Consider the following 12,313-nt stretch of genomic DNA (forward strand, 5'->3'; position numbering starts at 1 on the left):
CGGCGTGGAAGGTATGGCAGGCCAGCCGCCAGACGGTCGAGGTCGAGGACGGCCGCCCGTCGGTCGGATCACCGGCCGCAGCCTATATGGCGGCCCTTGCCGCCGGTGATGACCGGGAGGCCGACCGGGCGGCGCAGATCCTGCGCCTGACCCTGTCCAACCGCATCGTCGTGGTCCGCCATATCGCCAATTCGCTGGTCCTGCTGGGCCTGATCGGTACGGTCATCGGCTTCATCATCTCCCTGTCGGGGGTCGACCCCACGGCCGCGTCCGATGCCAACAAGGTCGGGGCCATGGTCGCGACCTTGATCAGCGGCATGTCGGTGGCGCTCAACACCACGTTGGTTGGCTCGATCCTATATGTCTGGCTGATCGTTAATCACCGCATCCTGGCCTCGGGCACGGTGCGGCTGCTGACCGCCGCCTTGCAGGCCCCGGCGCCCGCCGGCGTCACCCGGCGCCGGGCAGCCGAATAGACGCGGGAGGAGAGGCGGCACGCCGCCGGCAGGCGCCATGGAAGAACTCGACACCTTCGATGACGAGGATACCGCCGGTACCGTTTTCCGGGACGTCATCCTGCTGGCCCTTATCGGCTTCGTCGCCATGGTGGTGATGCTGCTGCCGCATTTGCAGCCCCCCCAGGAACAGCGGGAAGAGGCCAAGGCGCCCGGCAACGTGATGGTCGAAATGCATTGGCCCAACGACATGCCCTATGACGTCGACCTTTGGGTGAAGGCACCGAACGAACTGCCGGTCGGATTCTGGAATCAAAGCGGTCTGACCTTCAACCTGTTGCGCGACGATCTGGGTATCGAAGGCGACGCCACGGACCGCAATTACGAAATGACCTACAGCCGTGGCGTGCCCGCCGGGGAATACGTGGTCAACGTCCATATGTACGGCCCGCTGCCTAAAGGGACGACGGTACCGGTGCGGGTGGTGGTCAGCGTCAAGCGGCCGTTGGAAGAAGCGGAACAGATCGCCGCCACCACGCTCGAACTGCGCAGTAAAAATCAGGAGGAGACAGCCTTTCGCTTTCGCTTGGACGGCGAAGGGCATCTGGTCGAAGGCAGCGTCAGCAAGCTACGCAAGCCCCTGATCACCGAATTGCACTGAGACCCAGGCAAGGAAACCGGCCATGGACATCATCTATTACATCTTCGCGGCGATGACCCTGACGGCCTTCGTTTTGGGGGCGTTTGCCGTATGGGCCCCGCGCCGGACCTGGGTTCGTTTCGTCGCCGTCGCCGCCGTCTCGCTGTTCCTGCCGTTGGCGTATGTGCAGCTGATGGAACTTTTGTCGCGGCCCAAGCCCATGGAATACGCCTGGTACGAACGGACACGGGACAAGGCCATGGTGCTCGGCGTCGATTTCGACGAGGGGCAGGCCATCTACTTGTGGCTTCGCCTGCCCGATGAAGCCGCCCCCCGGTACTATTCGATTCCGTGGAACCCACGCTTCGCCGAACAGTTGCAGGACGGGCTGGAAGACGCCGTGCGGCGCAATTCGGTCCTGATCATCACCAACCCGTTTTCCAGGCAGGGGCCGGAAGACCTGGGGGACCTCAATGTGGAAATTCAGCCGCCGCCGCAGCCTCCCCTGAAGGCCCCTCAGGTGCCGCCGCGGATCATTGATCCTCGGGAATTCAAAATTTGAGGGGGCGGATAAAGGCAGTCGATTCAATACCCTATACCTAAGGCATAGAGGCTATGGCGCGGCTTTCGCGCGATAATGCAAGGCCCTGTCAGTTGCAAAGGAGCACATCATGGCTGACAAAGAACCCGACGACCTGGACGAGCCCGTTCCCGACCCTATCGACGACGAGGTCCGTGCGGAACTCTCCCTGATCTATACCAAGGCCAATGATGCCTTGCTGTTCGTCAAAGCTCAGCAGTGGTGGACCGTGGGCTCGACCCTGGCGGTCTTCATGGGATTGTTCGTGATCGCCAAGCTGGTCGGCGCCAAGTCGGGATATGTCAGCGCGCTGACCGGCCTGATCATTCTCATGACCTGCGCCTGCGTCTTCATGCTGGTGATCTATCAGTTCTGGCAGCACAACGAGCTTGCGCGCATTCAGGCCGTGGCCAGCCATTTCAGCGCCACGTTCCAGAAGATCCAATCCATCAAGTCACCGACGGAAGGCAACTTCCACCGCTATACGCTGCTGGCGTTCATGATCGTCCTGGTGATCCTAGGGGCGGTCATCACCTATCTGGGGCTGGATCAGCTGCCGCGTTGGCCGCGCTAGGACAGGTTCAGTACAGCACTTTCTTGTAGCGTGCGGCGGCTTCTTCGGTGGTTTCGTCGGCGATGGTCTGATCGCCGGTCTGGGCGCGCATCATCTGCGCTGCGGTCGGCAGGGCATCGCGCGGAACGCGGGCTTCGGGGTCCCACAGGCGGGAACGCATGAACGCCTTGGCGCAATGCATGAAGGCTTCCTGCACCGTGACCACCAAGCAGCTTTTGGGAAGCTTGCCGGAAACCTCGAATTTGGCGAGCAGGTCCGCGTCGTCGCGGATTTCGCCGACGCCGTTGATCCGGAAGGTCTCGTTCATGCCGGGGATCAGGAAGATCAGGCCGACGGCCGGGTTCGCCAGGATGTTCTGGTAGCCGTCGAGACGGTTGTTGCCCGGGCGGTCGGGAATGGCGACGGTGACGTCGTCGAGCACCTGAATGAAGCCGGGCAGGTCGCCCTTCGGCGACACGTCGGCGCCGCCGGGTCCCTGGGTCGCGATTACCACGAAGGGGCAAAGCGAGATGAATCGCCGGGAATTCTCTTCCAGCCGATGGAAGACCTTGGTGACCGCGCGGCCCTTGGGTTCGGCATAAAGGTCGCGGAGTTGCTGTTCGGTTTCGATGCGCGCCATGACGGGGCTGTCCTCAGGGTTCCGAGCGGTAGTTGGGGGCCTCGCGGGCGATGGTGATGTCATGGACGTGGCTTTCGCGTAGTCCCGCCCCGGTGATGCGGCGCATTTCCGGTTTGGTGCGCAGTTCCTGGATGGTGGCGCAACCGGTATAGCCCATGGCGGCCCGGAGACCGCCGACCAACTGATGGACGATGGTGCCGAGCGGCCCGCGATAGGGCACGCGGCCTTCGACCCCTTCGGGCACCAGTTTCAGACTGTCGGACACTTCGGCCTGGAAATAGCGGTCGGCCGATCCCCGCGCCATGGCGCCCAGCGATCCCATGCCCCGATACGACTTGAACGACCGGCCCTGGTAAAGGAACACCTCGCCCGGGCTTTCGTCCGTGCCGGCGAACAGCGATCCGATCATCACTGCCTCGGCGCCGGCCGCGATGGCCTTGGCGACGTCGCCGGAATACTTGATGCCGCCGTCGGCGATGCAGGGCACGCCCGCTTTGCCGCAGGCTTCCGCCGATTCCATGATCGCCGTCAGCTGCGGCATGCCGACACCCGCGACCATGCGCGTGGTGCAGATGGTGCCCGGCCCGATGCCGATCTTCACGGCATCGGCCCCGGCGTCGATCAACGCCTTGGCGCCTTCCGGGGTGGCCACGTTGCCGCCGATGATCTGGGTCCGGTTGGACATTTTCTTGATAATGTTGACGGCGTCGAGAACGCCCTGGGAATGGCCGTGCGCCGTATCGACGACGACCACGTCAACCCCGGCGTCGATCAGCGCCTCGGCCCGTGCCCGGCCGTCGTCGCCGACGCCGGTGGCTGCCGCGACGCGCAGGCGGCCCTGGTCGTCCTTGCAGGCGTTGGGGTGGGCCTGTTCCTTTTCGATGTCCTTGACCGTGACCAGGCCGACGCAGCGGTAGGCTTCGTCGACCACGATCAGGCGTTCGATGCGGAACTTGTGCAGAAGCCGCTTGGCCTCGTCGCGCGACACGTTCTCCTTGACCGTGATCAGCGGCAGGTCGGGCTGGTTGCGGGTCATCAACTCGGATACCGGTTGCTTCAGGTTCTCGGCGAAGCGGATATCGCGGTTGGTGATGATGCCGACCAGTTTGCCCGTGTCGCGTTCGACCACGGGCATGCCAGAAAACCCGGTGTGTTCCTTGATGCGCAACGCGTCGGCCAGGGTCTGGTCGGGAAACATGGTCACCGGATTGATGACCATGCCGCTTTCGAATTTTTTGACCTTGCGGACCTCGGCAGCCTGATCCTCGGGCGTCATGTTCTTGTGCAGGACACCGATGCCGCCGGCCTGGGCCATGGCGATGGCCAGGGCGCTTTCCGTTACCGTATCCATGGCGGCGGACACAAGCGGAATGCCCAGCGTGATCTCGCGGGTCAGGCGGGTCGTGGTATCGGCGGTGTTGGGAAGAACATTGGACGCAGCCGGGACCAGGAGAACATCGTCAAACGTCAGCGCTTCTCTCAGGTCGGCCATGCCATCCTCGTCTGTGGGTTCGAGTTGGCGGCCCATCATACACATGCGCATGGCCTTGCCAAGCACCTTTGCGAACCCGCAAAACCCCCAGGTTTCAGCGGGTCTCAGGTCTTGGGGTCGGGGCGGAATCCGGTGGCCACGACATAGCTTTCGGCGGAATCGGCGCGGCTGGCCGGCGGCTTGGCATGCTTGACCATGGCAAAGCGCCGTTTCATTTGGGCCAGAAGCTCGTTTTCCGTCCCGCCCTTCAGCACCTTGGCGACGAAGCCGCCGCCGGGGGCCAGAACCTCGCAGGCGAAATCAAAAGCCGCCTCGCACAGCCCCATGATGCGCAGATGGTCGGTCTGCCGATGGCCGGTGGCGGGCGCGGCCATGTCGCTCAGCACCAGGTCGGCGGGCCCGGTCAGGGCGTCCTTGATGCGGTCGGGGGCGTCCGGGTCCATGAAGTCCTGCAGGATTACCGTGGCGCCCTGGACAGGGTCCATGCCTTGAATGTCGATGGCCACGACCTGCCCGCCTTTCGGGCCCTTGCCGGCGCCGACGGCATCGACGGCGACTTGGGTCCAGCCGCCGGGGGCGGCGCCCAGATCGACCACTCGGGCGCCCTTCTTCAGCAGGCCGAACATGGAATCGAGTTCCAGCAGCTTGAATGCCGCGCGGGAGCGGTACCCCCGCGCCTTGGCTTCGGCCACGTAAGGGTCGTTCAGCTGACGTTCCAGCCACATCTTGGACGACGTCTTGCGGCCCTTGGCGGTTTTTACGCGGTTGTGCAGGCCGCGCCCGGAAAATTGCGTCGTGCGCGTTTTCGTCGTGCCGGGGCGGCCTGAACCGGACCGCCCGGACCCTGACTTGCCTGAACCCGTGCTCATTGCTTGGCCGCTTCCTGCATCATGCGGACCAACAGGCCCTCGCGCACGCCGCGGTCGGCGATGCGCAGCCGCCCGGCGGGCCAGCGCTTGGTGATCGCCTTGAGGATCGCACAGCCCATGACCATCAGATCGGCCCGTTCCGGGCCGATGCAGGGCAGGGCCTTGCGCGCCTCGCAGGGCATGGCCGACACCCGGTCGGCCAGCCGTTCAATATCGGTGAAGTCCAGGGTCAGGCCGTCGACCTGGGAACGGTCGTAGCGGCTCAATCCTAAGTGAATGGCGCCCAGTGTCGTTACCGTGCCCGAGGTGCCCAGCATCAAGGCCCCTTCGCGGGCGAAGGTTTCGGAAATCCCGTATTCGGCGTCGAACGGGGCAAGCAGGGCATCAATCTCCATCACCAGGCATTGAAAGCGGTCGGCCGTGCAGTCCGGTGACGCGTTCTTTTCCATCAGGTTCACCACGCCGATCGGCAGCGACAGGATGCCGATCGGGTGCGGCACGCAGGTCGTCAGGTCGATCCAGCTCAATTCCGTCGAGCCGCCGCCGATGTCGAACATCAGGGCCCTGGAATGGCCGCCGGTCAGCAATGGCAGGCAGCCCGCAAGGGTCAGGGTCGCTTCTTCCTCTGCCGGGATGGCTTCCAGCATGATGCCGGTTTCCGCCTCGACCTTTTCAAAGAAATCCTTGCAGTTGACGGCCTGGCGGCAGGCTTCCGTCGCGATATGGCGGGAGCGCACGACGTTATGGCGCCGGATTTTGCCGGCACAGACGCGGAGCGCCGAAATGGTCCGTTGGATGGCGTCCTCGCACAGGTTGCCCGATTTCCCCAGGCCTTCGCCCAGGCGGACGATGCGGGAAAACCCGTCGATCACCACGGGGCCGTTCTCGGACGGCTCGGCGATCAGCATACGGCAATTGTGCGTGCCCAAGTCGATGGCCGCAAAGCAGGGCGCAGTGCCCTTGCTGCGGCGGCGGTGCCGGTGCGGCGAATTTGCTTGGGGCCACTTGGCCATTGAGACTTCCAACGGTTCACTACGGGTTATTCCCGCTTGACCGTCCATTCTAGTGATCGACGGGCTCGGGTCCACCAAATCTATATCGTAATTAGGGTTTTGGCATATGCGACGAAAACCGCGTCTCGTCAGTTGCGTTCCCGAAAGCCAATCGGTATATAACCGCCTTGGCGCGGTCCTGCCCCTCATATGGGGCGGCCCGCCGGACTTTCCAATGGGGTGTGGTGTAATTGGTAACACGACGGACTCTGACTCCGTTATTCTAGGTTCAAGTCCTAGCACCCCAGCCAAAATGAAAAGGCGCTCCCCGATCAGGGAGCGCCTTTTTGATTCCATATGCCGTTGGTCGGCGGCGGCTCAGGTGCCGGCGCGCCGTTCCTCGGTGATCGGCTCACTCACTTGGCGCCGGTCGGGGCCGATGTAGGCGCCGGCGGCGATCTGCGGTTTGTGCTGGGCAGCAATGGCCGAGACGATGCGGCGCAACAGGGCATCCGCCGTTACCGGTTTGATCAAAATCTCGTTCACGCCGGCGCTCATGGCGCGGGAAATCTTCATGCGGTCGACCGAGGCCATGGTCATGATGATCGGCAGATTGGGTGACGGGCTGCCTTCGGCGCGGCGCAGAAAGGCCGTGAACTCAACGCCGGGGATGGCCTTGAGGTCCCAATCGATGATGGCCAGATGCGGTTCCTGGGTGCGCACGAGGCCAAGCGCCTCGGCCCCATCGCGGGCCAAATGCATATCGCGCACGCCAAGCTGGGCGAGGGTGCGGCGCGTCTGATGCAGGAAAAAATCCTGACTGTCGCCGACGACTACCGATAGCCGTGCGAACCGTTCGTTTTGCGGGGTTCCTGGTCGGAACCGCGTATTCGACATAATTCCCATGGACCTGTTCTCCTGTCCGCGTTTCAGCCCCCTTCTGGGACCACTTCGCGCAGGATAAATCGCCAGGAATTACCAACTGGTTAAAAAACCTTAAGGTTTACGGGAGGGGCTGGAATTGAGCGCCGACAAGGCGCCCATCCTGATATAGAAAAAGCCATGACCCAGGAAATACCCTCACCCGGCGCCCCGCCCCTGGGGCGGGCGCGGCTTGATTGGCGGGACGGCGTGCCGTGTTCCGCCGACTTCGGGGACATCTATTTTTCGCCCAAGGGCGGCCTGGACGAAGCGCGCCACGTGTTTCTCGACGGCATCGGCGCGCCCGAGGTCTGGCAGGGGCGGCCCCGGTTCACGGTCGGCGAACTGGGATTCGGCACGGGCTTGAACGTGCTGGCCCTGTGGGATTCGTGGCGGCGCACGGCCCCGGCGGATGCACGCCTGCATGTCGTCTCGGTCGAAGGCTTTCCTTTGGAGCCGGACGGTCTGGCCGACGCCCATGCGGGGTTTCCCGAACTGGGCCCCCTCGCGGCGGAACTGCGGGCGGCCTATCCGCGCCGGGTGCCGGGCTTTCACCGCCTGCGCCTCGACGGCGGCCGGGTCGTCCTGACCCTGCTGTTCGGCCCGGTCGGGGATATGCTGGAAAAGCTGACCGCCCGTATCGACGCCTGGTTCCTGGACGGCTTCGCGCCCCGCCGCAACCCGGAAATGTGGACCGACGGCGTGTTCCGCGAGGTCGCGCGTCTGAGCGCGCCGGGGGCCCGTGTCGCGACCTTTTCCGCAGCGGGCGCCGTGCGCCGGGGCTTGGCGGCGGCGGGGTTCGCCATGGCCAAGCGCCCTGGCTTCGCCGGCAAACTGGAATGCCTGGCGGGCCGGTTCGATGCCGCCCCCATGAATGACGGGGGAGCTCCCTGGTATGCAGCTCCGGCCCCCCTTGGCCCCGGCGCCACGATCGCCGTGATCGGCGGCGGCATCGCCGGGCGGGCGGCGGCACGGGCCCTGTCCGGGGAAGGCTTCCACCCGGTTCTGTTCGACGCGGGGGATGCGGCGGCGCAGCCGGAACGGGTGCTGATGTCGCCCCGTTTGGCAGGCCCGGACGATGTTTATGGCCGCTTCATGGCCCAGGCGTTCCTGCAGGCGGAAGGGCAGGGCGGTCTGCCGCCCGCGTCGGGCGCCCTGCATCTGCCGGCGGCGGCCGAGGTGCCGCGTCTTCAAGATTTCGCGGCCCGCCTGGGCTGGGACGGTGGGCTTGCTCAGGTGGTGGACGCGACGGCGGCGTCGGACCTTGCCGGCATTAAGTCCTCGCGCGGCGGCATGTGGTATCCGGCGGCACGGTTCGCGGGGCCGGCGACTGTCCTGGTATCGGAGATGCGAACGGCGCGGGTCACCGGGTTGTCTCTCGCCGATCCGGGCTGGCGGGTTGGCTTTGATGACGGCGGCACGGAAACCTTCGACGCCGTGGTCCTGGCCGCGGGCCCGTGGTCTGGGGCGTTGGTTCCCGGCGGCATTCCGGGTCTGCGCGCCAACCGGGGGCAACTTTGCCATCTGCCCGTCACGGCGGCCTCCGCCCGTTTGCGCCTGCCGGTCAGCTTCGGCGGCCATATAACACCATTAACCGGGGCCGGTGGCGGAGCCATGCATGTACTGGGGTCGTCCTACCGGCGATGGGACCTAGTGGGCCAGGGCGGCAATTGGCGCGGGCTCGACGCAAGCGACATGACCTCGGCGCTGGATGGATTGGCCGAGGTGTTCCCGGACTTGGCGGAGACCTGGCGGAAAGCACCGCTCAAGGGCTGGGCGGGGCTGCGCGCAACAACGGCGGATCATCTGCCCTTCGTGGGGCCGTTGGCGGACGTCGCCGGTTATGAGGCCGCCTACGCCGATTTGCATCACGGGCGGCGTGGAAATTGGCCGGCGGCACCCTATCAACACAATGCCTTCGTGCTCTCGGGCCTGGGTTCGCGCGGCTATCAGACAGCGTTCCTGGCGGCGGAAATCCTGGCGTCGGTCATGGCGGGGGCGCCCAGCCCCGTGGACCGTGAGGTCGCGGCGGCTCTGCATCCTGGGCGTATGCTCATTCGCCACCTCCGGCGACCGCCGGAGAAACGGGGCCGCGAGATCTAGCTTTCGCAGACCTTGTCGGCCAGACGGGCCATGAAGCCTTCACCCTTGGCGACCTGATCCAGGGAAATGAATTCGTTGGGCTTATGGGCCTCGTTGATGGAGCCCGGGCCGATAATGACGCAGGGCACCCCGGCGGACTGCTGGAACAGGCCCGCTTCCGTGCCGAAGGCGACGGCGGCGTGATCATTACGCCCGGCAAGTTGCTTGGCCAGGGTCACGACCTCGTCCGTTGGATCGGTGTCGAGGGCCGGAATGCCCGACAGTTCCTCGACCTCGATACCCGTTTCCGGGGAATGGGCCTTCATCTCGGCTTCCAGTTCGCCGACCATGGCCATGATCTCGGCCTGCAGGGCATCCGGGTCGTGTTTGGGCAGATGCCGGAATTCGAAATCCATACGGCAATGGCCAGGCACGATGTTCAATTGCTCGCCGCCTTTCATGACACCCGTGTGCACGGTGGTATAGGCAACGTCGTACAATTCGTCGAACGGGCCGTCGCCGGCGATGCGGTCAGCCATGCCACGCAGGAACACGGCCAGGCGGGCAGCGTAGTCGACGGCGTTCACGCCCATCGGCGTGAGGGACGAATGCGCTTCCTTGCCTTTGAAGATGGCGCGGAAGCTGCGCTTGCCCTTGTGGCCGACGCAGACCTGCATGCTGGTCGGCTCGCCGATGATGCCCATGACCGGGCGGATCGGCTGTTCGTTCATCATCTTGATCAGCGAGCGCACGCCGATGCAGCCGACTTCCTCGTCATGGGAAAACGCCAGGTGGATGGGCGTGGCCAGGCCGCGTTTGAGGAATTCGGGGACGTAAGCCAGGGCGATGGCGATGAAGCTTTTCATGTCCGAAGTGCCGCGCCCGTACAGCTTGCCGTCTTTTTCCGTGACCGTGAACGGATCCGTCGCCCAGTCCTGGCCATCCACGGGCACCACGTCCGTATGGCCGGACAGCATGATCCCGCCCCGGTCGGTCGGGCCCAGGGTGGCGTAAAGGTTCGCCTTGGTCCCCGTGGCGTCATGGATCAGTTGGCTGTCGACGCCATGGCTTTTCAGGTAGTCCTGAACGAAGGCCATGAGTTCGAGGTTCGAATAGTGGCTGGTGGTGTCGAAGCCCACGAGCTTTTCGATGAGCGGACGGCTGCGGAGGTCGGTCATGGGGTTATGGGTCTGTATCTATTGTCGGGGATATGAGCACAAAATCGGCGCTTCCGTGGCGAAGGTCAAGGACCGCTATGCGGGTCGCTATCAGCTGTGTCGGGACGGGGCCCCACGCCGACGCGGCGCGCCAGCTTCGGCAACATCAGGCCCATGGTCAAGCCGCGCAGGCTCATGAACACGGTGAAGGCGGCCCACAGGCCGTGATTGCCCCAGGTCGCGGTGACGAAGGGCACCGCGACGGCGAACGCGGCGAAGGAAATCGCCATGCTGTTGCGCATTTCGCGGGTCCATGTGGCGCCGATGAAAATGCCGTCGAACTGAAAGCTCCAGACCGCGATGACCGGCAGTGCAACCATCCAGGGCAGGTAGGTATAGGCCGTTTCGCGGACCCCCGATACGGTCGACAGCGTGTCGATGATGGCATTGCCGAACAACCAATAGGCGACCATGAACAAAAGGGCGAACATCACGCCCCAGCCGGTCGTGATCTTCACTGCCTGTCGGAACAGGGTGCGGTCATGCGCCCCCACGGCCTGGCCGACCATGGCTTCGGCCGCGTTGGCGAACCCGTCGAGCGCATAGGCCGTGAACATGGAGAACTGCAGCAGCAGGGCATTGGCGGCCAGAACTTCGTCGCCCATGCGCGTGCCGGCCGAAGTGAACACGACGAAGGCCGCCTGCAGGCACATGGAACGGATGAAGATGTCGCGGTTGACGCCCAGCATGCGGCGGATGCGCGAGGTGTCGCGGATGCGCTCCCAGCGCCAGCGCCCGCCCAGTTTGGCCAATTGTCGGACGGCCAGCCACAGGCCCAGCGCGCCTGCCGAATATTCGGAAATGATGGTCGCCCAGGCGACGCCGTCCACGCCCCAGCCAAGCCCCAGCACGAACCACACGTCGAGCACGATGTTCAACCCGTTCAGGAACACCTGGGCGATCAGCGCGGCCCGCATGTTCTGCACGCCGAAGAACCAGCCGAGCAGGGCGAAGTTCAACAGCGCCGCCGGGGCCCCCCAGATGCGGATCTGAAAATAGCTTTCCGTCAGCGGCCAGACGGCGTCGCTTGCCCCCATCAACCAGTGCGAGACGCCCAGGATCGGCAGCTGCAGGGCAACCAGGCCAAGCCCCAGAGCCGTGGACAACAGGCAGGCCCGCGCCAGCCAGGAGCGCATTTGGTCCGCGTCCCCGGCCCCGTAAGATTGCGCCGTCAGGCCCGTTGTCCCCATGCGCAGGAAGTTCAGGGACGAATAGATCACGTTCATGATGACGGCGCCGATGGCGACCGCCCCCATGTATTCGGCCCCCGGCAAACGGCCGACCACGGCGGTATCGACCAGGCCCAGGAACGGCACGGTGATGTTGGTCGCGATGATCGGCAGGGCGAGCGCCCAGACGCGCCGGTTGAAGCTGGCTTGGCTCATTGGGGGGGCGGCGGGGGCCGGTCAGCCCGTTGCGGCCGGGCCGGAATCGGCCCTGAGGTTGGTTGCACGCAGGCGTCGGGACAGATGAAGCAGCAGGTCCTTGTAAAGCCGCCCAGCAAAGGTCGGGTTTTCAGACATCAGCGCGTCGATGGCATTGCGGGGAATGGTCAAGACTTCGGTGTCGCCATCGGCGATCAGGGTAGCGCTGGCCCCCAGGCCATCGACGAAGGACATTTCGCCGACCACGTCGCCGGGGCCGAGCGGGCCGACGAATTCGCTTAAATGCCCACCTTCGAACACATGTGTGACGCGCAGCATGCCCTGCGCGACGACCATCAGGTTTTCGACCCGGTCGCCTTGGTTGATCACCGTATCGCCGCTGCCGTAGGCATGGCCGACCGCGACCTGCATCAAGGTCTCGCGCTCGTCATCGGTGAGGTTCCGGAAGGAATGTTCCAGGGCCATGAAAATCTGCCTTGCCCCTTGG

13 protein-coding genes and 1 tRNA gene are annotated in these 12,313 nt (G+C 64.8%); 6 read left to right on the plus strand and 8 right to left on the minus strand.

Annotated features, from left to right (window positions below; all coding sequences use genetic code 11):
* The first annotated feature begins 86 nt into the window (after window positions 1-86).
* The 4 genes from KFF05_05930 (at window position 87) to KFF05_05945 (ending at window position 2,249) form a co-directional block, all read left to right on the plus strand.
* Window positions 87-476, plus strand: coding sequence for a MotA/TolQ/ExbB proton channel family protein (locus tag KFF05_05930; protein UTW53601.1), 390 nt, complete (start codon window positions 87-89; stop codon window positions 474-476).
* Window positions 477-513: 37 nt separating this feature from the next.
* Window positions 514-1,116 (plus strand): hypothetical protein, encoded by a 603-nt coding sequence (locus KFF05_05935; protein ID UTW52898.1) that lies wholly within the window; start codon window positions 514-516, stop codon window positions 1,114-1,116.
* Window positions 1,117-1,138: 22 nt separating this feature from the next.
* Window positions 1,139-1,657 (plus strand): hypothetical protein, encoded by a 519-nt coding sequence (locus KFF05_05940; GenBank protein ID UTW52899.1) that lies wholly within the window; start codon window positions 1,139-1,141, stop codon window positions 1,655-1,657.
* A 109-nt stretch (window positions 1,658-1,766) separates the two neighbouring features.
* Entirely contained in the window at window positions 1,767-2,249 is a 483-nt protein-coding gene (locus tag KFF05_05945; GenBank protein UTW52900.1) for a hypothetical protein, read from the plus strand.
* A 7-nt stretch (window positions 2,250-2,256) separates the two neighbouring features.
* Here KFF05_05945 and KFF05_05950 read toward each other — a convergent pair whose 3' ends face one another.
* From KFF05_05950 to KFF05_05965, 4 genes are all read right to left on the minus strand, one after another.
* Window positions 2,257-2,868, minus strand: coding sequence for a pyridoxamine 5'-phosphate oxidase family protein (locus tag KFF05_05950; protein ID UTW52901.1), 612 nt, complete (start codon window positions 2,866-2,868; stop codon window positions 2,257-2,259).
* Window positions 2,869-2,881: 13 nt separating this feature from the next.
* Window positions 2,882-4,360: an IMP dehydrogenase gene (gene guaB, locus KFF05_05955; protein UTW52902.1), complete on the minus strand. Its 1,479-nt coding sequence runs from the start codon at window positions 4,358-4,360 to the stop codon at window positions 2,882-2,884.
* 104 nt (window positions 4,361-4,464) lie between these two features.
* Window positions 4,465-5,229, minus strand: a complete 765-nt coding sequence (locus KFF05_05960) for an RlmE family RNA methyltransferase (protein UTW52903.1) — start codon at window positions 5,227-5,229, stop codon at window positions 4,465-4,467.
* A complete protein-coding gene (locus tag KFF05_05965) occupies window positions 5,226-6,242 on the minus strand; it encodes a Ppx/GppA family phosphatase (GenBank protein UTW52904.1) in 1,017 nt (338 codons plus the stop codon). Before KFF05_05965 ends, KFF05_05960 begins: the two co-directional genes overlap by 4 nt.
* Window positions 6,243-6,457: 215 nt before the next feature.
* Between KFF05_05965 and KFF05_05970 the strand changes: the two genes are divergently transcribed.
* A tRNA-Gln gene (locus tag KFF05_05970) sits at window positions 6,458-6,532 on the plus strand.
* Between the two features lie 67 nt (window positions 6,533-6,599).
* Here the strand turns inward: KFF05_05970 and KFF05_05975 are convergent.
* On the minus strand, window positions 6,600-7,127 hold the full coding sequence (locus tag KFF05_05975; protein ID UTW52905.1) for a response regulator: 528 nt from the start codon (window positions 7,125-7,127) through the stop codon (window positions 6,600-6,602).
* A 156-nt stretch (window positions 7,128-7,283) separates the two neighbouring features.
* On the opposite strand from KFF05_05975, the gene mnmC reads away from it, so the two are divergent.
* Entirely contained in the window at window positions 7,284-9,245 is a 1,962-nt protein-coding gene (gene mnmC, locus KFF05_05980) for an FAD-dependent 5-carboxymethylaminomethyl-2-thiouridine(34) oxidoreductase MnmC (protein ID UTW52906.1), read from the plus strand.
* Here the strand turns inward: mnmC and argE are convergent.
* The 3 genes from argE to KFF05_05995 form a co-directional block, all read right to left on the minus strand.
* A complete protein-coding gene (gene argE / locus KFF05_05985) occupies window positions 9,242-10,402 on the minus strand; it encodes an acetylornithine deacetylase (protein ID UTW52907.1) in 1,161 nt (386 codons plus the stop codon). The two genes, mnmC and argE, sit on opposite strands and share 4 nt — an antisense overlap.
* Before the next feature lie 65 nt (window positions 10,403-10,467).
* Window positions 10,468-11,826, minus strand: a complete 1,359-nt coding sequence (locus KFF05_05990; GenBank protein UTW52908.1) for an MATE family efflux transporter — start codon at window positions 11,824-11,826, stop codon at window positions 10,468-10,470.
* 21 nt (window positions 11,827-11,847) lie between these two features.
* The gene (locus KFF05_05995; GenBank protein ID UTW52909.1) at window positions 11,848-12,291 is read right to left on the minus strand and encodes a cyclic nucleotide-binding domain-containing protein; all 444 of its coding nucleotides are present in this window, start codon (window positions 12,289-12,291) and stop codon (window positions 11,848-11,850) included.
* Window positions 12,292-12,313: the final 22 nt, after the last annotated feature.

The organism is bacterium SCSIO 12827 (assembly GCA_024397995.1).
Taxonomy (GTDB): Bacteria; Pseudomonadota; Alphaproteobacteria; order Rhodospirillales; family Casp-alpha2; genus UBA1479.